Origin of the sequence: Enterobacter cloacae complex sp. SHL022, from assembly GCF_049237785.1 — a bacterium.
In the GTDB taxonomy this organism is placed as follows: Bacteria; Pseudomonadota; Gammaproteobacteria; order Enterobacterales; family Enterobacteriaceae; genus Enterobacter; species Enterobacter hormaechei_C.
Genome location: NZ_JBMKJH010000001.1, coordinates 245,060 through 264,588 on the forward strand (window position 1 = coordinate 245,060; position 19,529 = coordinate 264,588).

Here is a 19,529-nt window from a genome sequence, read left to right on the forward strand (position 1 = left end):
GTGATGCGTGCTGCAATCTATCTGGGTTTACTTCGTTACAAATCTGCGACATAAAACCGAAATAACGATGCTAAAATAGTTACTCTGAAAATAATTTCACGCTGAGTCATTCTTTTCCCATGCAAAAAAACGTTTCTGATGGCCTGCCCTTACCGCAGCGGTACGGGGCAATTGCCACTATTGTCATCGGTATTTCGATGGCTGTCCTTGACGGTGCGATTGCCAACGTTGCTCTTCCTACCATTGCAAAAGACCTTAATGCTTCTCCCGCAAGCTCTATCTGGATTGTGAACGCGTACCAGATAGCAATTGTGATTTCCCTCCTGTCACTCTCTTTCCTGGGCGATATGTTTGGCTATCGCCGGGTTTACCAGTGCGGGCTGGTGGTCTTTACCCTCACCTCGCTCTTCTGTGCCCTTTCCGATTCACTGCACACCCTCACCCTGGCGCGTATCGCGCAGGGCTTTGGCGGCGCGGCGCTAATGAGCGTGAACACGGCCCTCATACGGCTTATCTATCCTCACCGCCACCTGGGGCGCGGCATGGGCATTAATTCCTTTATTGTGGCCGTGTCGTCCGCTGCCGGGCCGACGATTGCCGCCGCCATTCTGTCCGTTGCCTCGTGGCAGTGGCTGTTTGCCATTAATGTGCCGCTGGGTATTGTGGCGATCTTCTTCGCCCTGCGCTATCTTCCGGAAAATGGTCCGAAAAACACCATGCCGCGTTTTGACCTGCCCAGCGCCGTGATGAACGCGCTGACCTTTGGCCTGCTGATTACCGCGCTGAGCGGATTTGCGCAGGGGCAGTCTCTGTCGCTCATTGCCGCAGAAATCGTTGCCATGCTTATCATCGGATTTTTCTTCGTACGACGTCAGCTGGCGCTGCCCGTGCCGTTACTGCCGGTGGATTTGCTGCGTATTCCGCTGTTTTCGCTATCCATTTGTACCTCCATTTGCTCGTTCTGCGCCCAGATGCTGGCGCTGGTTGCGCTGCCGTTCTTTTTGCAGAGCGTGATTGGCCGTTCGGAAGTGGAAACAGGCTTGCTGCTCACGCCCTGGCCTCTGGCAACCATGGTGATGGCCCCGCTGGCCGGTTACCTTATTGAGCGCGTTCATGCCGGGCTTCTGGGGGCGATTGGGCTGGTTGTCATGGCGGTGGGACTGTTTGCACTGGCGCTCCTGCCCGCCTCGCCAGGGGATCTGGATATTATCTGGCGCATGATCCTGTGCGGGGCCGGTTTTGGTCTGTTCCAGTCCCCTAATAACCACACGATTATCACCTCTGCCCCACGTCATCGCAGCGGTGGCGCCAGCGGGATGCTGGGCACGGCAAGACTGTTAGGGCAAAGCACCGGGGCCGCACTGGTAGCCTTGATGTTTAACCTGGCCGGGCAGAATGCGACACACGTTGCGCTGATTACCGCAGGGACACTGGCGACCCTCGCGGCTGTCATTAGCGGTCTTCGTGTCACCCAGCCAAAGGCGCAGGCATAAAAAAACCGGGCGGAGAAGGACTCCTGCCCGGTTGTTTTCAACCCGATTACGTTACTTCAGATATTCGCCGCTACGCAGCGCTTCAATACGTTTATCCAGCGGCGGGTGAGACATAAACAGCTCGCTCAGCGACTTTGACTTGCCGTTGATGCAGAAGGCCATCATGCTGTTTGCTTCCTGCGGCTCGTAGCTGGTTTTAAGACGTTGCAGCGCAGCAATCATCTTTTCACGACCCACCAGTTTCGCGGAACCGGCATCCGCATGGAACTCACGATGACGGGAGAACCACATGGTAATAATGCTTGCCAGGATACCGAACACCAGCTCCAGCACCATTGAAACAGCAAAATAGATCAGCGGGTTGCCGTTGCTCTCTTCACCCTCATCACGGTTGCCACCCATAAACCCGGCAGCAATCTGCGCCAGAATACGGGAAATAAAGATAACGAAGGTGTTCACCACGCCCTGGATCAGGGTCATGGTGACCATATCGCCGTTGGCGATGTGGCTGATCTCGTGAGCAATAACCGCTTCCGCTTCGTCACGGCTCATGTTTTGCAGCAGACCGGTGCTGACGGCCACCAGGGACGCGTCACGACGCGCACCGGTAGCAAACGCGTTGATATCCGGCGCGTGGTAGATGGCTACCTGCGGCATGGCAATGCCCGCCTGCTTTGACTGCTGAGCAACCGTGCTCATCAGCCACTGCTCCATATCGTTACGCGGTTGCTCAATAACTTCACCGCCCACGGATTTCAGTGCCATCCACTTCGACATTAGCAGTGAAATGAAAGAGCCACCGAAACCAAACAGCAGCGCCATAATCAACAGACCCTGAACGCTGCTCGACTGAATTCCCGTCAGGCTTAGCACCAGCCCGAATACCACCATCACCGCCAGGTTGGTGAGCAGGAAGAGCGCGATTCGCATCATAATATTCTTTTAACCTCAGTTTAACAAAACGCACTATGCGATTACCCACATCGTATGGGTATTACGGCTATTTTCAAGCATCCAGACGGCGTAAGTCACCAGAAAGACACAACTTTACACAATTGGAAATCTGCCTGACGGAAGGATGAGGAACAAAAAGAAACAGGCACAATTTCTTGTGCCTGTTGGGGGATTATTTTGTCGGAGCAGGTTGCACAGCAGGTTTCTCTTTTTCCAGCTTCGCGAGATCAAGCGCGATATGCACCGTCTCGTCCAGATACGGATCGGGCTCCTGGTAATCCTTAGGCAGATCGTCCAGTTTTTTGAGCAGAGGCTTGCCTTCACGTTTGAAGCGATCGTTGATACGCGCCAGACGTGTCGCGTCATCTTCATTGTTCTCTTTCTCACGCTGAGCGTAGTTCAGAGACACAATGTTCCGTTTTGCTTTCAGGGCGTTGAAACGCGCGATGTCCTTCATGATGTACTGGAATTCCGGATCCTTCCCGATGCGATCGTTGTGATTTTTCAGCAGTTCCGGTCCGAACTGTTTCATATCACCCGATTTCACGAATGTCGCGGCATCAATGCTATCCCACGGCAGCGCGTTATCTTCAAACTTCTCGCCCGTTTCCGTCTCTTCGGTACCTGTCGGCATCATAATATCCGGCGTCACGCCTTTGCGCTGCGTGCTGCCGCCGTTGACGCGGTAGAACTTCTGAATGGTGTACTGTACTGAGCCCAGCGCCGGCCATTCAGGGCGCAGCATCTGGTCGTAAATACGGTTCAGAGAGCGGTACTGCTGAACGGTGCCCTTGCCAAACGTCGGTTCGCCGACGATTAACGCCCGGCCGTAATCCTGCATGGCAGCAGCGAAGATTTCCGATGCAGAGGCGCTGAAGCGATCGACAAGCACCACCAGCGGCCCCTTATAGTAGACCACACCATCGGTATCCGCATCTTCACGCACTTTACCGTTGTTATCGCGCACCTGTACCACCGGGCCAGACGGGATAAACAGCCCGGAAAGCGAGACGGCCTCGGTCAATGCCCCGCCGCCGTTGCTGCGCAGGTCAATGATCACGCTGCTGACATTCTGCTTTTCAAGCTTCTGAAGCTGCACTTTCACATCATCGGTCAGGCCGACGTAGAAACCTGGGATATCCAGAACGCCAACCTTCTCTTTACCCACGGTTTTCACCGACATTTTCACCGCGCGATCTTCCAGACGGATACGCTCACGGGTCAGAGTAACGATACGGGTTTTGGTCCCCTTACCGGCTGGCAGGATCTCAAGGCGAACTTTGCTGCCCTTCGGCCCTTTGATCAGCGCAACTACGTCATCAAGACGCCAGCCAATCACGTCCACCATGCTCTTTCCGGTTTGGCCCACACCGACAATACGGTCGCCTACGCTGATCGCTTTGCTTTTCGATGCAGGGCCACCGGCCACCATGGAGTTGATTACGGTGTAGTCATCGTCCATCTGAAGCACAGCACCGATACCTTCCAGAGACAGGCTCATTTCGGTATTGAACTGTTCGGTGTTACGTGGAGAGAGATAATTAGTGTGCGGATCAATTTCGTGCGCAAACGCGGTCATCGCCAGCGAGAAAACATCTTCACTGTTGGTCTGCGCCAGTCGGCGAATAGCGAACTTGTAGCGACGGTTTAACGTCTCACGGATCTCTTTCTCGTCTTTGCCTGTGAGCTTGAGGCTCAGTTCGTCATATTTGACTTTTCCATCCCACAGCGCATTCAGTTCAGCCTCGTCTTTCGGCCATGGCGCTTTGCTGCGGTCCAGATTAAAGGTGTCGTTGCCGGTGAAGTCCATAGGACGTTCCAGCACTTTCAGCGCGTATTGATAACGCTCAAAACGGCGCTTTTGCGATAAGTTGTACAGATCGTAGAACAGATCGAGTTTTCCGGAGCGCAGCTCATCACCCACTTCGGATTTGCGTTTAGCGAACTGTTCGACATCGCTGGCCAGCAGTACGTTATGACTGTAATCCAGCAAGTTCAGATAACGGTCAAAGATTTTGGCCGAAAAGGCCTGATCGAGATCGAACTGACGATAGTGCGAACGAGTAAAGCGCGACGTCACGCGCTCACTCACCGTCGCGTGCTGAGTCTCTTCCTTGAGAACCGGAATTTGATCAACACGCGTAATATCGTCCACAGCGAAAGCGTGGCCTGTTATAGCAAACAGGCCAGCCAGCGCGGTGAGCTTAAAAAAAGTGTTCATGCCAGGCTCGGCCTCCGTTTCAGAACAACAAGTGTTCTGCGCGTACAATCATTGACATACCAGAAGTCAGCTGTACACGAACGCCATCTTTGGTGATTTCCAGTACGGTGGCGTCCATCGCGTTGTTACCCGCTTTCACCTTCAGAGACTGACCTACGCTCAGCGCATTGATGTCAGAAACCGGGGTGTGGCGCGGCTCTTCGCGCGGCGCACGTGGGGCTTTAGCTGCTGGTTTGTCAGCACGCGGTTTGCGATCGTTATTTTCAGTACGACGCGGTGCCGGGCGCGGTTTACGCTCGCGACGAGGGGCGTCTTCCTGACCGTTTGCCGCTGCGGCTTCGCGTTTTTTCGCCTGCTGTTCCGCACGCTGTGCCTGCACGCGAGCTTTGGCTTCTTCAAGCTGCTTACGCGCATGTTCTACGTGCTGCTCGTCCAGCTCACCGCACGGGTTGCCGTCAAGGTCGACACGGGTCGCACCCGGCTTGATACCGTACAGGTAACGCCAGCTCGAGGTATAAAGGCGCAAGGCAGAACGAAGCTGCGTTTTGCTGAGGTTCATCTCCCCCTCAACGCGCGCGACCAAATCCTGAAAGATACCGACTTTCAGAGGACGCGCTTCACCTTCAGCGCTGAAGCACTGCGGGAAACGCTCGGCCAGAAATGCGATAACTTCTTTACTGCTATTCAACTTAGGTTGATTTTCCATGAAATTTCCTGATTACAACGGACGTTGCCAACAAGCGCAGGCATGAACAGGCGACATTATAATGACGCTATCAGTAAATGCTACGTTATCCGTTGATTATCCTGCGACGCTCGCAAAGAATTTATGATAATCGGTGTCTGCCAGAACATTTTCCAGGTTTGCGGCCAGCGCGCGCAGCCCCTGCTCATCCTCGGCAGTAAAGCGACTGAAGACCGTGCTGTCGATATCCAGAACGCCAATAATCTGATTTTTAACCACCAGCGGCAGTACGATTTCAGAATTGCTGCTGGCATCGCAGGCGATGTGGCCGTCAAACGCATGAACATCTTCGACACGCTGAACCTGACGGGTCGCCACTGCGGTACCGCACACGCCGCGACCTACCGGGATACGCACGCAGGCGAGTTTCCCCTGGAAAGGCCCCAGTACCAGCGTGTCGCCTTCCAGCAGATAAAAGCCCGCCCAGTTCACGTCAGAAAGGCGTTCGAACAGTAACGCACTGGTATTTGCCAGAGTGGCTAAGAAACTGGTTTCCCCTGCCATTAATGCCTTAAAATCGCGATTCAGATCCGCGTAGAATTCTGTTTTGTTCATTATTCAATCACTTAGTTATCTTACATAGTTACCGCATAGCCTATTAAAATAAGCATTAAATGCGCTCATGCTCAAGATGAATCCGTTCATGAGTTATTATAACTTTCAACAATACTAATCTGTGTGCGACTGATGGCCCTAAAAACACCCCAAATTACGCCGACACGAAAGATCGTTGTCCGTACGGTAAGCCAGGCTCTGCCCCGTGCACATTATCAGCGTTGTCCCCAGTGCGATACGCTTTTTATGTTGCCGAAGATGAAATCGCACCAAAGTGCTTTTTGTCCATGCTGCGATGCCAAAATTCGCGATGGCCGGGACTGGTCATTGACGCGTCTGGCGGCAATGGCGGTAACCATGCTGCTGCTGATGCCCTTCGCCTGGACCGAGCCGCTGTTAAAGCTATACCTGCTTGGCGTGCGTATTGACGCTAACGTGTTGCAGGGGATCTGGCAGATGACGCGCCAGGGCGATCCGCTTACGGCCGCCATGGTGCTGTTCTGCGTCGTCGGCGCGCCGTTGGTGCTGGTCGCGGCAATTGCCTACCTGTGGTTTGGCAACATACTGGGGATGAACCTGCGCCCCGTCCTGCTCATGCTGGAAAAGCTCAAGGAGTGGGTGATGCTGGACATCTATCTGGTGGGCGTCGGCGTGGCGTCTATCAAGGTGCAGGATTATGCATTTTTACAACCTGGCATTGGCCTTTTTGCGTTTATTTCACTGGTCCTGCTGAGTATTCTGACCCTGATTCATCTCAATGTTGAACAGCTTTGGGAGCGATTTTACCCGCAGCGTCCCGCGACCCGGCCTGATGACAACCTGCGCGTCTGCCTGGGGTGCCATTACACCGGTTTTCCGGATAAACGCGGGAGATGTCCGCGCTGCCACATTCCGTTAAGATTGCGACGCAACAACAGCCTGCAAAAATGCTGGGCGGCGCTTATCGCCTCCCTGGTATTTTTGTTCCCGGCCAACATGCTGCCGATCTCCGTAATTTATGTGAACGGCGCCCGTCAGGAAGATACTATCCTTTCAGGGATTATCTCTCTGGCGCACAGTAACGTGGGGGTCGCCGCCATTGTTTTCATCGCCAGTATTCTGGTGCCCTTTACCAAAGTGGTGGTGATGTTTACGCTGCTTATCAGCATTCACTTTAAATGCGAACAAGGACTACGCACCCGCATCCTGCTTCTGCGATTCGTGACCTGGATTGGTCGCTGGTCGATGTTGGATCTGTTCGTGATTTCGCTGATGATGTCGCTCATCAATCGCGATCAGTTACTTGCTTTTACCATGGGACCCGCAGCTTTTTATTTCGGCTCTGCGGTGATATTGACTATTCTTGCAGTGGAATGGCTGGACAGCCGCTTACTTTGGGACGCACATGAGTCAGGAAACGCCCGCTTCGCCGACTGAAGCGAGAATTAAAACAAAACGCCGCATTTCGCCATTCTGGTTGCTACCTGTCATCGCGCTGATGATCGCAGGCTGGCTTATCTGGACGAGCTATGAAGATCGCGGAAGTACCATCACGATTGATTTCCAGTCTGCGGACGGCATTGTCGCCGGACGTACCCCCGTTCGCTTCCAGGGGGTGGAAGTGGGTACCGTGCAGGATATTTCCCTCGGCAAAGGGCTGAACAAAATTCAGGTCCGGGCGAGCATTAAGTCTGATATGCAGGATGCCCTGCGCGCCGAAACGCAGTTCTGGCTGGTCACGCCTAAAGCCTCCCTGGCCGGCGTTTCCGGGCTGGATGCGCTTGTGGGCGGTAACTATATCGGCATGATGCCCGGCAAAGGCGAGCCACAGGATCACTTTGTTGCGCTGGATACCCAGCCGAAATATCGGCTGAATAACGGCGATCTGATGATCCACCTCCGCGCGCCGGATTTGGGCTCGCTGAACAGTGGTTCTCTGGTCTATTTCCGCAAAATTCCGGTTGGTCGCGTTTACGACTACGCCATTAACCCGAACAAAGATGGCGTGACCATTGATGTACTCATCGAGCGCCGTTTTACCAACCTGGTGAAAAAAGGCAGCCGCTTCTGGAACGTCTCCGGCGTCGATGCCGACCTGAGCTTAAGCGGTGCGAAAGTGAAGCTTGAGAGCCTGGCGGCGCTGGTGAATGGCGCTATCGCCTTCGACTCACCTGCTGACTCCAGCCCTGCCGCCGCAGAAGATACCTTTGGCCTGTACGCCGACCTGGCGCACAGCCAGCGCGGTGTCATCGTCAAGCTGACCCTGCCGGATGCCAAAGGCCTGAAAGCCGGTTCGACCCCGTTGATGTACCAGGGTTTAGAGGTCGGGCAACTGACAAAATTAACCCTCAATGCGGGCGGCTCCGTTACCGGCGAAATGACGGTGGATCCGAGCGTGGTGGATCTCCTGCGGGAAAAAACGCGCATTGAACTGCGTAATCCGAAGCTCTCCCTCAGCGACGCCAGCATCAGTTCCCTGCTGACGGGAAGCACCTTTGAGCTGATCCCCGGTGAAGGCGCGCCGAACAAAAACTTTGTTATCGCCCCGGCGGATAAAGCCCTGCTGCAAAAACCGGGCGTGTTGACGGTTACGCTGAATGCGCCGGAAAGCTACGGTATCGAAGCCGGGCAACCGCTGATCCTGCACGGTGTGCAGGTGGGCCAGGTCCTCGAACGTAAGCTGACAGAAAAAGGGGTCTCCTTCTCCGCCGCCATCGATCCGCAGTACAGCAATCTGGTTCACGGCGACAGTAAATTTGTGGTTAACAGCCGGGTCGACGTGAAGGTGGGTCTGGACGGCGTTGAGTTCCTCGGCGCCAGCGCCAGCGAGTGGGTTAACGGCGGGATCCGCATTCTGCCGGGCAGCAAAGGTGCGCTGCGCGAGAGTTATCCGCTGTTCGCCAATCTGGACAAAGCCATTGAAAACAGCCTCGGCGACCTGCCGACCACCACGCTGACCTTAAGCGCTGAAACGCTGCCGGACGTCCAGGCAGGCTCCGTCGTGCTTTATCGTAAGTTTGAAGTCGGGGAAGTGATCACCGTTCGTCCTCGTGCGGACGCGTTTGATATCGAACTGCATATCAAGCCGGAGTACCGCAAGCTGCTCACGCCAAACAGCGTGTTCTGGGCTGAAGGCGGCGCGAAAGTGCAGCTCAACGGCAGCGGGCTGACCGTACAGGCGTCTCCCCTCTCCCGTGCCCTGCGCGGTGCGATCAGCTTCGATAACCTGAGCGGCGCGGGCGGCAACATGCGTAAAGGTGACAAGCGGATCCTCTTCCCGTCCGAAACCGCGGCGCGCGCGGTCGGGGGGCAGATTACCCTGCACACCTTTGATGCCGGTAAACTGGCTGAAGGCATGCCCATCCGCTATCTCGGCATTGATATCGGGCAGGTCCAGAAGCTGACGCTGATCACCGCGCGCAACGAAGTTCAGGCGACCGCCGTGCTTTATCCGGAATATGTGCAGACGTTCGCCCGGGCAGGCTCGCGCTTCTCGGTGGTTACGCCGCAAATTTCTGCCGCAGGGGTTGAGCATCTCGACACCATACTTCAGCCGTACATAAACGTTGAACCGGGTCGTGGCAACGTGCGTCGTGAATTTGAGTTGCAGGAGGCCACCATCACCGACTCCCGTTATCTGGACGGTCTGAGCATTGTGGTTGAAGTTCCGGAAGCCGGTTCGCTGGGCATCGGTACGCCGGTCTTGTTCCGCGGCATTGAAGTAGGGACAGTAACAAGCCTGACGCTGGGTAATCTGTCCGATCGCGTGATGGTCGGCCTGCGCATCAGCCAGCGTTATCAGCATCTGGTTCGCAACAACTCGGTGTTCTGGCTCGCTTCAGGCTACTCGCTGGACTTCGGCCTGACCGGTGGCGTGGTCAAAACGGGGACCTTTAACCAGTTCATTCGCGGCGGCATTGCCTTCGCGACGCCGCCTGGCACGCCTCTGGCGCCTAAGGCGCAGGCAGGTAAACACTTCCTGCTGCTGGAAAGTGAACCGAAAGAGTGGCGCGAATGGGGAACGGCGCTGCCGCGTTAATCTCGCAGGCTCCGGTGTCAACGCGCCGGAGCCTTTATGTTACACTGCGCACCTGAATGTTTCCCTGTGGTGTGCCCGTGGCTCAAAACTCCGTATTTCTTCCCGAACAATTCCTCGCACAGATGCGCGAGGCGCTTCCAGCTCATCTCTCTTTCGACGATTTCGTCGCCGCATGCCAGCGCCCTTTGCGCCGGAGTATTCGCGTCAATACGCTGAAAATCAGCGTCGGGGCGTTTCTGGATCTCGTCTCCCCCTACGGCTGGCAATTAACGCCAGTGCCGTGGTGTGAAGAGGGTTTCTGGATCGAACGGGATGAAGAGGAGAGCCTGCCGCTCGGCAGCACCGCCGAGCACCTGAGCGGGCTGTTTTATATTCAGGAAGCCAGCTCCATGCTGCCGGTTGCTGCGCTGTTTGCCGACGGGAACCAGCCTGAGCGGGTTATGGATGTCGCGGCGGCGCCGGGCTCTAAAACCACCCAGATTGCCGCCCGGATGAACAACCGCGGCGCGATCCTCGCCAACGAATTTTCCGCCAGCCGCGTTAAAGTCCTGCATGCCAATATCAGCCGCTGCGGGATCCACAACGTCGCGTTAACGCACTTCGACGGTCGCGTGTTTGGCGCTGCCCTGCCGGAAGCCTTTGATGCCATCCTGCTCGACGCGCCCTGCTCCGGCGAAGGCGTGGTGCGTAAAGATCCTGATGCGTTAAAAAACTGGTCCGTTGAAAGCAACCTGGAGATCGCCGCCACGCAGCGCGAACTGATCGACAGCGCGTTTCATGCCCTGCGCCCAGGCGGGACGCTGGTTTACTCTACCTGCACGCTGAATCGCGATGAAAACGAGGACGTCTGCCTGTGGCTCAAGCAACGCTATGTGGATGCCGTCGAGTTTCTGCCGCTGGACACCCTCTTCGACTCGGCCATCCATGCGGCCACGCCTGAAGGCTTCCTGCATGTCTTCCCGCAGATTTACGATTGCGAAGGCTTCTTTGTTGCCCGTCTGCGTAAAACCCGCGCCGTCGATCCCTTGCCTGCCCCTAAGTTTAAGGTCGGCAACTTCCCGTTCGCGCCGGTCAAAGGCCGTGAGGCGGCACAGGCGCAAGCGGCTGCGAGCAAAGTCGGCCTGCACTGGGATGAGAGCCTGCGCCTCTGGATGCGTGACAAAGAGCTGTGGCTGTTCCCGGTCAACATCGAACCGCTGATTGGTAAGGTGCGTTTCTCCCGCCTCGGTATTCGCCTGGCGGAGATCCACAACAAAGGCTATCGCTGGCAGCACGAAGCGGTCATTGCGCTGGCCGGCAGTGAGAACACCTTTGCCCTGACGCATCAGGAAGCGGAAGAGTGGTATCGCGGTCGTGACGTTTACCCGGAAGACGGCCCGTTACAGGATGAAGTCATCGTGACGTATCAGGGCTATCCGCTGGGGCTGGCGAAAAAAGTCGGCTCGCGGCTGAAAAACAGCTATCCGCGCGAACTGGTACGCGATGGCCGCCTGTTTACCGGTAACAACCGCAGCGCCTGAAAAAAAGCGCATTTTTTTACTGGCGATTTCGCTCTCCTTGTCTAGGATCAAAAATGGGTGACTGCACTGGTCATACCAGATTTTGGGCAACAAACCGGAGAGCATTATGACGAAAACCAGCGTACGCATTGGCGCTTTTGAAATCGACGACGCTGAATTGCGCGGCGAATCACAAGGCGAACGAACGTTAAGTATTCCCTGCAAATCCGATCCGGATTTGTGCATGCAGCTGGACGCCTGGGATGCAGATACCAGCGTCCCGGCAATCCTTGATGGGGAACATTCCGTTCTGTACCGTGAGCATTACGACAGTAAAACCGATGCCTGGGTCTTGCGTCTTGCCTGACCCAAAGAGAACCCGCCCGAAGGCGGGTTATTTATTACTGAAGCTGCGCCAGCGTCAGAAAGCCCCCGAATACTGCCCCCGTATCAATGTAGTGCAGATTGTTAAAATCGTAGCGTTTGTCCACAGGCGTATGTCCAAACCAGAAGTGATCCGCGCCGCTAATGCCCTGCCCTTTGCCCACCATAAAGCCCATTAACCGGTCGCGATCCCACAGCACGCGCTGGGCATCCACCGGCTTATGCCAGCCATATTCGGCGGAGGGATAATCCGCATGAGCAATCACGTTGAGACCGTTTTTGCAGGTTATTTCAATAATGTGCGGTAAGTCCCGACACGCGTTGAGTAAACCCTTCACCTGTTTTTGTTGAGCGTCCTTAAGACCGGTAAACCAGTTACCGCCATTTATCGACCAGAGACTAAAATCATTATTTTTAAGCGCATCTAACGCCATTTGCTCGTGATTACCGCGTACCGCATAAAACCAGTTTTCCTGCATCAGCTGTAAACATTTTACGCTGTCAGGCCCGCGGTCGATAATATCCCCCACCGAGATCAGCAGATCCGTATCAGGATTAAAATGTCGTCGTTTCAGCTCATCCATAAGCCACTGATAGCAACCATGAATATCGCTGACAACCCAGACATGACGCCAGTGTTCTCCCTCTATTTTCTGATACATAACGCCTCCTGTAAGAAGTATAGCTGCCACAGAAAATGTCATGAACTGGCGTCGGATTTCGCGAATCCAAACAAACCATAAACCAGCCGGAAATAAAGATCGCTGCGCTATTAATCCCTTATTCCCTGGCCTTTAAAATAGAGCGGAATAAAAAGAGGGATTTTCACGTGTCAAACATACACCTGCAAAACGATGTTTTTTATCCGCATCGCACAAATATTATTTCTGAACTGGTGAGAGGAAAACGCGTTCCCGGCCCAATCTGGCACAAACGTGATTACCGGTTAAAGTTCCTTCTGCGCTCGCTTTTATTCTGGTCCTCCACCCATCGCATGCTGGAGGCCCTGTCCGGGCGCGATGATTTCGACAGGCTGCTCACCTCTCAAATTACCTTGCCGAGCAAAACTCACCGCCAGTATCTGATGCGCGGCCTGAACTCAAACGACCGGGCCGATGCTATCGTCAGCCACTATCAGTGGATTGATAGTCTGAAAAACATCGCCCTCGCCCACGCGCTGACCAGCCCGCAAGAGGTGCCGGTTGTCCGGTTCGAGGCAAAAAACGGCGAAATCTATACCGTCCACGCCTCGTCCGCGGGTAAGGCCGAACGCGAAGGCGAAAGCACGCTTTGGCTGCACGACAATGACAATACGCTGCTTGCCAGCCTGACGTTCTGTGTCGCACGCAGTAACGGCCGTACGGTGCTGGTGATCGGCGGCCTTCAGGGTCCACGTCGTCATGTTTCACGGGAGGTGATTAAGCAGGCTACCCGTGCCTGCCATGGTCTTTTCCCGAAACGCGTGCTGATGGAGGTGATCTTCCAGCTTGCCTCACGCTCGAACATCAGCGCGATTTTTGCCGTCAGCGATGAAGGCCATGTTTTCCGCGCGCTGCGCTACCGTCTGAGCAAAGGCCGTCATTTTCACGCCAGCTACGACGAGTTCTGGGAAGGCCTGAACGGAAAGAAACTCTCCCCCTTCTGCTGGCAGTTGCCGCTCCAGATGGAGCGTAAAGCACTGGAGGAGATTGCCAGCAAAAAACGCGCCGAATACCGTCGCCGCTTTGCGTTACTTGATGATATTGCGGCTTCCGTACAGGCGCGCATTGATCCCGTAGTCGTCTCAGGCAAAATACAAACAAAAATTTAACAAAACAGCCAAAAAGGACTGGACTTACGCCTGCCGGGTTGTGGTATGTTTGAGGCAGGCGCACAGGAAGTGAACCTTCTGCTGAGACGAAAACCGGATTTTATCGTTTATTTTCATGCAGATAAAAAGAGACCGAATACGATTCCTGTATTCGGTCCAGGGAAATGGCTCTTGGGAGAGAGCCGTGCGCTAAAAGTTGGCATTAATGCAGGCTCAATCGCCTTGCCCTTTAAGAATAGATGACGACGTCAGGTTTTCCAGTCCACATTAAAAGTGGTCTGAAAAAAAGCGTCAGAACATCACTAAATGTGAAAAACCGCAGAGCTTTTACAAGCACCTGCGGTTTTTTTTTACTGGAAACCTGACGGCTAGCAGAGCTTTTCAGCGCGCTCAATAAACGGTGCCAGACTTTTCTTCTGCCCGGGGTTTGCCGGGTCATCCACCTGGATCACGCTGACAGGCTGTCCGTTACTTTTCCCGCTGGCCACCTGCTGCTCCGCTACGTCATTTAACGGATACTGCACGAGCGTACTGGGATTGATGACATACAGCGCGTTACCGGGACGGCAGGTGAGCATGACCTCTTCACGATTAAATGCCCAGTTGTCCTTGCCCACTTCAAACCGGCTGACGGTGATGACCTGCGGCGCGGCCAGCGCACTGCTGGCACAGGTGAGAAGTAAAAGAGAAAGCAGTGTCTTTTTCATATGTTATTTAACCTTGTCAGAAGGGTTCCCAGGTCGCGAACAGGCTGACGGCCGCCAGTACCAGCGCGCCCAGCACCACCTCTGCCTGTGTCATCCTGATAAAAATCTGTTGTTCCCGCCCGGCCTCCGGGCGAAAGCGTGGCACAAGAAAATACCGATTCGCCAGCGCAATTGCCACCATCATCATGACCAGCGCACATTTGAACAACAACAGCTGGACATAAGGCGCATGCCACGGCACGTTTATGCCAACAATAAAGAGCGTATTGATTATCCCGGTCAGCAGCACGCCTGCCACGGCGTAATGCCCCACGCGGGAGAAGCGCATCATGGTAAAGATAGCGGCTGGCTGCCAGCGGCCTTTCGCCAGACGCATACAAAACAGCAGCGGCAGTAAACCACCCACCCAGGTCGCGGCGCAGAGCAGGTGAAGCGCATGGTTGAGACGATGCAATGCTCCCGGTGCGCCACCGTTCATCGCGGCATGTCCCACGCCCGCCAACAGCACCAGCTGCCCCATCACGAGCAGTAACAGCCGTGAGCCTTTTTGCGGGGTAAGCCATGCAGCGCCCGCCGTCACAGCGGCCAGCACCATTTGCCACAACCAGACGCCGCCAAATTGCGTTCCCAGCACGCTGCGCCAGACCGCCGGACGAATGACATCGCTCCAGCCGTTGCCCATCAACCCACTTTGCAGGCCAAACATCAGCAGAGCCGCCATCAGGCTGATTAAGGCCGCGAGTTTCTGCTGCCGCTGGAAACGCCGGGTCATGAGGCGCTGCAACGAAGACGGTGCAAACCAGACGCTGTAAAGCGCGTTGCCGAAAAGCAGCATCAGCGCAGCAAAATGGATAAAGCGTAACGCGACGTAGCTCAGGGCCAGCATACTATTTCACGCTAAAGTGATAGCTGCCTTTGGTTTTGTGGCCGTCCACGGAGACCACATGCCAGTCCACCGTGTAGGTGCCGGTCGTCAACGGTTTCTCAAGAGGAACAATCAGCTTTGCGTTATCCTTCTCGTCACGCTTCACCGCGCCGGTCTGGATCTTGTGCTGCTGCGCGTCCGTCACCACCACGCCGCTGAAGGCAGGCTCAATTCCTTCCGAGAAGTTCAGGGTAATGACCTCTGGTGCCACCGCAACGGTATTTTCCTGCGGGGATTGCTGCTTAAGATGCGCATGGGCCAGAGCTGAGGTCGCGGTTGCTGAAGAGAGCAAAAATGCCAGCGCGCACGCGACGCGGGAAGGGGTAAAGTGCATCACAATCATTCCTTTTCGTTATGCCTGAATGCTAAAGAATAACTCTGTATAATTAACGAGTCGAGGAACATCCTTTGCTCCCTTGTCATCGTTGAACAATCGCGGTAACGTTGCCGCCGCAGAAAAAGGAGAAGGAAATGAACGTTAACCTGGCCGCCCTTCCTCAGGACGAGATGGACAAAGTGAATGTCGATCTCGCCGCCGCGGGTGTCGCATTCAAAGAGCGTTACAACATGCCCGTCGTAGCTGAAGTGGTAGAGCGTGAACAACCCGCACATCTGCGCGACTGGTTTCGCGAACGTCTCATTGCGCATCGCCTCGCCTCCGTCAATCTCTCGCGCCTGCCGTACGAACCTAAAGTTAAATAAGCTTAACGTCTCGTTACACTTCCTTACGCGTTATGTGGCAGGATAAGAAAACCCTGATAAATTTAGGTGTAATCTTAAAATCCCAGCGACTTAGTGTATAAGGAAGTCACGATGTCACGATGGAATATTGCCGCGGCTCAGTATGCCCCGCGGCACAACTGTGTTGATGAGCACGTAAAACATCACCTGCACTTTATTGCCGAAGCTGCCTGGCATGGGTGCGATTTGATCGTCTTTCCGGAGCTTTCGCTTACCGGCCCAGGCGGAACATCCTTACCCCCACCTCCTGACGATTTGCAGCTTGCCCCCCTCCTTCACGCCGCCCAGTCACGTTTCATCACGGTGATTGCTGGTATTACGCTCCAGCAACACGGCCAGCGCCAGAAAGGACTCGCGCTTTTCACCCCTAACCTGTCGACCATCCGGCGTTATCCGCAGGGCAACGGTGCGGGTGTTATTCCTGGCGATAAAAGGTTAACCATCGTGGATAACCAGGCTGACGCCCCGGAACTGGACCCGGAGGCAACGCTGTTCACCAGCAGCCTGGCCGTGGGCGAGCACCGCTGGCGACAATCGATCGGTTCGTTACAACGCTTCGCGCACAAGTACGCCATCGCGGTATTAATGGCGAACGCGCGCGGCGGTAGCGCGTTATGGGATGAAAAAGGTCAGCTGATTGTACGTGCCGATAAGGGAGAACTGCTGCTAACCGGTTCTTTAGGCCAACAGGGTTGGCAAGGCGATATCATTCCATTAGGCTAGGCATTTTAGGATCAGGAGCGATCAATGCTGCGCGTTATCGATACCGAAACCTGTGATTTGCAGGGTGGAATTGTGGAAGTCGCTTCTGTCGACGTGATTGACGGAAAGATAGTCAACCCAATGAGCCATCTGGTGCGCCCGGATCGTCCCATCAGTGCGCAGGCGATGGCTATACATCGCATTACGGAATCGATGGTGGCGGATAAGCCGTGGATTGAAGAGATCATCCCTCTTTACCACGGTAGCCAGTGGTATGTCGCCCATAACGCCAGCTTTGACCGCCGCGTGCTGCCGGAGATGCCCGGCGAATGGATTTGCACCATGAAGCTGGCGCGCCGTCTGTGGCCTGGGATCAAATACAGCAATATGGCGCTGTATAAGTCGCGCAAACTCAGCGTGCGGACGCCGGAAGGGCTGCATCATCACCGTGCCCTTTATGACTGCTACATCACCGCAGCGCTCCTGATTGATATCATGAATACTTCCGGCTGGACGCCAGACGATATGGCGACCATTACCGGGCGCCCCGCGCTACTGACTACCTTTACGTTCGGTAAATATCGCGGGAAGCCAGTATCGGAAGTGGCGGACAAAGATCCGGGCTATCTGCGCTGGCTGTACAACAACCTCGACAGAATGAGCCCGGAACTGCGCCTGACGCTGAAGCATTATTTAGGCGAAGCCTGAGTCCCCGCCCGGCCTGGCAGCGTATCCTGCGCCAGGCCAATCAAAAAGGCGTACTCCAGCGCCACCCCTTCATAGGATTTAAATCGCCCTGATTTCCCTCCGTGCCCCGAGTCCATATCGGTACACAGCAGCAGCAAATTATCGTCAGTTTTCAGCTCACGCAGCTTCGCCACCCATTTCGCGGGCTCCCAGTACTGCACCTGGGAATCGTGCAGGCCGGTGGTCACCAGCATATGCGGATAGGCTTTCGCCTCAACGTTATCGTACGGGCTGTACTCTTTCATGTAGCGATAATAGGTTTCATCCTGCGGATTCCCCCACTCTTCAAACTCCCCGGTGGTCAGTGGAATGGACTCATCCAGCATGGTCGTCACCACGTCCACAAACGGCACCTGGGCGATAACGCCTTTAAACAGTTCAGGCCGCTGGTTGATCACGGCACCCATTAGCATGCCCCCGGCGCTGCCCCCCATGCCAAAGCAGAGCTGCGGATCGCCATAACCCTGCGCGATCAGCGCATCGCAGACATCAAGGTAGTCGTTAAAGGTATTTTTCTTTTTGAGAAATTTTCCGTCTTCATACCAGTGTTGACCCAGTTCGCCGCCCCCGCGAATATGGGCAATCGCATAAACAAAACCGCGGTCGAGCAGGCTCAGCCTGCTGCTGCTGAAATCGGCATCCATGCTTGATCCATAGGAGCCATAGCCATAGACGAGGATGGGGTTTTTACCTTTGTTGAAGTGCGCCTTGTGATAGACGAGCGATACAGGGACTTCAACGCCGTCGCGTGCGGTCACCCACAGGTGCTCACTGCGATAATTTTCCGACTCAAAACCCCGGACCTCAGCCTGTTTAATCACCTGACGCTGCCCGGTGTCCATATCCAGTTCAAACAACGTATCCGGGGTGGTCATCGACGAATAGCCGTACCGCAGGCGGGACGATTCCGGTTCCGGGTTAAAGCCGATCCACGTTACGTAAGCCGGGTCATCGAACGCAATGCCCACCACTTCGCGGGTTTTGCGGTTGATTTGGCGGATACTGGTCAGTCCGCGCTGACGCTCTTCCACCACCAGCCAGTCGGTAAACAGGGTGAACCCCTCCAGCATCACCTGATCGCGCGCGGGAATTAACACTTCCCATTTGCGTTCATCGCGCACTTTGGTTTTATAAAGGCCAAAGTTTTTGCCCTCGCGGTTCGAACGCAGGTAAAAGCTGTGCTGGAAGTGATCCAGGCTGTACTCATGATCTTTACGGCGCGGCAGGAAGCACAGCGGCTGCGCATCCGGCAGCTCTGCATCCAGCAGCAGCACTTCTGAGGTGGTGGCGCTGGAGAGGAAAATGATCACGTAGTGGCGAGATGACGTTTTATGCAGGCTGACATAGAACGTCTCGTCTTTTTCCTCGTAGACTAATTCATCGTCGGCGGAATCGGTCCCCACCGTATGACGCCAGACCTGATAAGGCAGCAGCGTTGAGGCATGCTTTTTAACGTAGTAGACCGTTTCTGAATCGTTACCCCAGACGAAATCGGGGGAGACATTATCCAGCATTTCGGGATACCAGTTTCCCGTTTCAAGATTGCGGAAACGCAAACCGTACTGGCGGCGGGAGAGGTAATCCTCAGCCAGCGCCATAATGGCGTTATCGGGGGAAATGGACATGCCGCCCAGCGTATAAAACTCACTGTGGGCAGCACGTTTGTTGGCATCCAGCAGGATCTCCCATTCGTCCCACTCGGCGCTCAGCACAGACTGGCGCTGGTAGATGGGATATTCGTTTCCCGGCTCATAAATATGGCGATAGCGATAACCGTTTTTGCACCACGGGGCAGAGACATCACGCTGGGGGATACGCTGCACCATTTCGTTCAGGAGCTGATCCTGAAGCGCCTGCTGGCTGGCCATGACCTGGCGGCCATAGTCGTTTTCCTCATGCAGATAGTCGAGCACCTCTGGCCGGGAACGAGAATCGTCCCGCAGCCAGTAGTAGTTATCGATACGCGTATCGCCATGCGTGGTGATCGCATAAGGAGTACGTCGGGCTTTTGGAGGCATGGCATTCTTA

Annotated in this window: 19 protein-coding genes; 10 read left to right on the forward strand and 9 right to left on the reverse strand. The window is 55.1% G+C overall.

Features of this window, described 5'->3' with window-relative positions:
- Positions 1-119 precede the first annotated feature (119 nt).
- Positions 120-1,493, forward strand: coding sequence for an MFS transporter (locus ACOTZD_RS01195; protein WP_023314330.1), 1,374 nt, complete (start codon positions 120-122; stop codon positions 1,491-1,493).
- Positions 1,494-1,544: 51 nt separating this feature from the next.
- Here the strand turns inward: ACOTZD_RS01195 and htpX are convergent, their stop codons facing one another.
- The 4 genes from htpX to ACOTZD_RS01215 all read right to left on the reverse strand — a co-directional run bounded on the left by htpX (position 1,545) and on the right by ACOTZD_RS01215 (position 5,968).
- Complete coding sequence (htpX, locus tag ACOTZD_RS01200; RefSeq protein ID WP_003859899.1) at positions 1,545-2,426, reverse strand: protease HtpX; 882 nt, start codon at positions 2,424-2,426, stop codon at positions 1,545-1,547.
- Positions 2,427-2,619: 193 nt separating this feature from the next.
- A complete protein-coding gene (gene prc, locus ACOTZD_RS01205; protein WP_003859896.1) occupies positions 2,620-4,668 on the reverse strand; it encodes a carboxy terminal-processing peptidase in 2,049 nt (682 codons plus the stop codon).
- 19 nt (positions 4,669-4,687) lie between these two features.
- The gene (gene proQ, locus ACOTZD_RS01210) at positions 4,688-5,374 is read right to left on the reverse strand and encodes an RNA chaperone ProQ (RefSeq protein ID WP_003859895.1); all 687 of its coding nucleotides are present in this window, start codon (positions 5,372-5,374) and stop codon (positions 4,688-4,690) included.
- 96 nt (positions 5,375-5,470) lie between these two features.
- On the reverse strand, positions 5,471-5,968 hold the full coding sequence (locus ACOTZD_RS01215) for a GAF domain-containing protein (RefSeq protein ID WP_032609503.1): 498 nt from the start codon (positions 5,966-5,968) through the stop codon (positions 5,471-5,473).
- A 132-nt stretch (positions 5,969-6,100) separates the two neighbouring features.
- Between ACOTZD_RS01215 and yebS the strand changes: the two genes are divergently transcribed.
- The 4 genes from yebS (at position 6,101) to ACOTZD_RS01235 (ending at position 11,852) form a co-directional block, all read left to right on the forward strand.
- Positions 6,101-7,384 carry a membrane integrity lipid transport subunit YebS gene (gene yebS / locus ACOTZD_RS01220; RefSeq protein WP_003859890.1) on the forward strand — a complete coding sequence of 428 codons (1,284 nt, stop codon included), beginning with the start codon at positions 6,101-6,103 and terminating at the stop codon, positions 7,382-7,384.
- Entirely contained in the window at positions 7,353-9,986 is a 2,634-nt protein-coding gene (locus tag ACOTZD_RS01225) for a PqiB family protein (RefSeq protein WP_023314332.1), read from the forward strand. The genes yebS and ACOTZD_RS01225 overlap by 32 nt, the downstream gene beginning before the upstream one ends.
- A 56-nt stretch (positions 9,987-10,042) precedes the next feature.
- Complete coding sequence (rsmF, locus tag ACOTZD_RS01230) at positions 10,043-11,506, forward strand: 16S rRNA (cytosine(1407)-C(5))-methyltransferase RsmF (RefSeq protein ID WP_174401961.1); 1,464 nt, start codon at positions 10,043-10,045, stop codon at positions 11,504-11,506.
- A gap of 106 nt (positions 11,507-11,612) precedes the next feature.
- Entirely contained in the window at positions 11,613-11,852 is a 240-nt protein-coding gene (locus tag ACOTZD_RS01235) for a YebV family protein (RefSeq protein WP_003859885.1), read from the forward strand.
- Between the two features lie 34 nt (positions 11,853-11,886).
- Here ACOTZD_RS01235 and pphA read toward each other — a convergent pair whose 3' ends face one another.
- The gene (gene pphA / locus ACOTZD_RS01240) at positions 11,887-12,531 is read right to left on the reverse strand and encodes a protein-serine/threonine phosphatase (protein ID WP_045337547.1); all 645 of its coding nucleotides are present in this window, start codon (positions 12,529-12,531) and stop codon (positions 11,887-11,889) included.
- Between the two features lie 167 nt (positions 12,532-12,698).
- Between pphA and ACOTZD_RS01245 the strand changes: the two genes are divergently transcribed.
- Together ACOTZD_RS01245 and ACOTZD_RS01250 are read left to right on the forward strand one after the other, a co-directional pair.
- Positions 12,699-13,679, forward strand: a complete 981-nt coding sequence (locus tag ACOTZD_RS01245) for a VirK/YbjX family protein (RefSeq protein WP_045337549.1) — start codon at positions 12,699-12,701, stop codon at positions 13,677-13,679.
- 45 nt (positions 13,680-13,724) lie between these two features.
- Positions 13,725-13,922: a hypothetical protein gene (locus ACOTZD_RS01250; RefSeq protein WP_032609507.1), complete on the forward strand. Its 198-nt coding sequence runs from the start codon at positions 13,725-13,727 to the stop codon at positions 13,920-13,922.
- Between the two features lie 125 nt (positions 13,923-14,047).
- On the opposite strand, the gene ACOTZD_RS01255 is transcribed toward ACOTZD_RS01250, so the two are convergent.
- Genes ACOTZD_RS01255 through yobA form a run of 3 tightly spaced genes read right to left on the reverse strand, consistent with a single transcriptional unit; the run spans position 14,048 to position 15,645 of the window.
- Positions 14,048-14,386, reverse strand: a complete 339-nt coding sequence (locus tag ACOTZD_RS01255) for a YebY family protein (RefSeq protein WP_003859787.1) — start codon at positions 14,384-14,386, stop codon at positions 14,048-14,050.
- 16 nt (positions 14,387-14,402) lie between these two features.
- Positions 14,403-15,272 carry a copper homeostasis membrane protein CopD gene (copD, locus tag ACOTZD_RS01260; RefSeq protein ID WP_022651438.1) on the reverse strand — a complete coding sequence of 290 codons (870 nt, stop codon included), beginning with the start codon at positions 15,270-15,272 and terminating at the stop codon, positions 14,403-14,405.
- A 1-nt stretch (position 15,273) separates the two neighbouring features.
- Complete coding sequence (gene yobA, locus ACOTZD_RS01265; protein WP_023314337.1) at positions 15,274-15,645, reverse strand: CopC domain-containing protein YobA; 372 nt, start codon at positions 15,643-15,645, stop codon at positions 15,274-15,276.
- A gap of 137 nt (positions 15,646-15,782) precedes the next feature.
- Between yobA and ACOTZD_RS01270 the strand changes: the two genes are divergently transcribed.
- The 3 genes from ACOTZD_RS01270 (at position 15,783) to exoX (ending at position 17,462) form a co-directional block, all read left to right on the forward strand.
- Entirely contained in the window at positions 15,783-16,013 is a 231-nt protein-coding gene (locus tag ACOTZD_RS01270; RefSeq protein ID WP_003859784.1) for a DNA polymerase III subunit theta, read from the forward strand.
- Between the two features lie 111 nt (positions 16,014-16,124).
- Entirely contained in the window at positions 16,125-16,775 is a 651-nt protein-coding gene (locus ACOTZD_RS01275) for a carbon-nitrogen hydrolase family protein (protein ID WP_003859783.1), read from the forward strand.
- 24 nt (positions 16,776-16,799) lie between these two features.
- Positions 16,800-17,462 (forward strand): exodeoxyribonuclease X, encoded by a 663-nt coding sequence (gene exoX / locus ACOTZD_RS01280; protein ID WP_015570288.1) that lies wholly within the window; start codon positions 16,800-16,802, stop codon positions 17,460-17,462.
- On the opposite strand, the gene ptrB is transcribed toward exoX, so the two are convergent.
- Positions 17,444-19,519, reverse strand: a complete 2,076-nt coding sequence (gene ptrB / locus ACOTZD_RS01285) for an oligopeptidase B (protein ID WP_045343596.1) — start codon at positions 19,517-19,519, stop codon at positions 17,444-17,446. The two genes, exoX and ptrB, sit on opposite strands and share 19 nt — an antisense overlap.
- Positions 19,520-19,529 lie beyond the last annotated feature (10 nt).

Coding starts and splice junctions, on each gene's coding strand:
- ACOTZD_RS01195 (WP_023314330.1), top strand. CDS start 120: ATGCAAAAAAACGTTTCTGATGGCCTGCCCTTACCGCAGCGGTACGGG.
- htpX (WP_003859899.1), bottom strand. CDS start 2,426: ATGATGCGAATCGCGCTCTTCCTGCTCACCAACCTGGCGGTGATGGTG.
- prc (WP_003859896.1), bottom strand. CDS start 4,668: ATGAACACTTTTTTTAAGCTCACCGCGCTGGCTGGCCTGTTTGCTATA.
- proQ (WP_003859895.1), bottom strand. CDS start 5,374: ATGGAAAATCAACCTAAGTTGAATAGCAGTAAAGAAGTTATCGCATTT.
- ACOTZD_RS01215 (WP_032609503.1), bottom strand. CDS start 5,968: ATGAACAAAACAGAATTCTACGCGGATCTGAATCGCGATTTTAAGGCA.
- yebS (WP_003859890.1), top strand. CDS start 6,101: ATGGCCCTAAAAACACCCCAAATTACGCCGACACGAAAGATCGTTGTC.
- ACOTZD_RS01225 (WP_023314332.1), top strand. CDS start 7,353: ATGAGTCAGGAAACGCCCGCTTCGCCGACTGAAGCGAGAATTAAAACA.
- rsmF (WP_174401961.1), top strand. CDS start 10,043: ATGTTTCCCTGTGGTGTGCCCGTGGCTCAAAACTCCGTATTTCTTCCC.
- ACOTZD_RS01235 (WP_003859885.1), top strand. CDS start 11,613: ATGACGAAAACCAGCGTACGCATTGGCGCTTTTGAAATCGACGACGCT.
- pphA (WP_045337547.1), bottom strand. CDS start 12,531: ATGTATCAGAAAATAGAGGGAGAACACTGGCGTCATGTCTGGGTTGTC.
- ACOTZD_RS01250 (WP_032609507.1), top strand. CDS start 13,725: ATGTTTGAGGCAGGCGCACAGGAAGTGAACCTTCTGCTGAGACGAAAA.
- ACOTZD_RS01255 (WP_003859787.1), bottom strand. CDS start 14,386: ATGAAAAAGACACTGCTTTCTCTTTTACTTCTCACCTGTGCCAGCAGT.
- copD (WP_022651438.1), bottom strand. CDS start 15,272: ATGCTGGCCCTGAGCTACGTCGCGTTACGCTTTATCCATTTTGCTGCG.
- yobA (WP_023314337.1), bottom strand. CDS start 15,645: ATGCACTTTACCCCTTCCCGCGTCGCGTGCGCGCTGGCATTTTTGCTC.
- ACOTZD_RS01270 (WP_003859784.1), top strand. CDS start 15,783: ATGAACGTTAACCTGGCCGCCCTTCCTCAGGACGAGATGGACAAAGTG.
- ACOTZD_RS01275 (WP_003859783.1), top strand. CDS start 16,125: ATGTCACGATGGAATATTGCCGCGGCTCAGTATGCCCCGCGGCACAAC.
- exoX (WP_015570288.1), top strand. CDS start 16,800: ATGCTGCGCGTTATCGATACCGAAACCTGTGATTTGCAGGGTGGAATT.
- ptrB (WP_045343596.1), bottom strand. CDS start 19,519: ATGCCTCCAAAAGCCCGACGTACTCCTTATGCGATCACCACGCATGGC.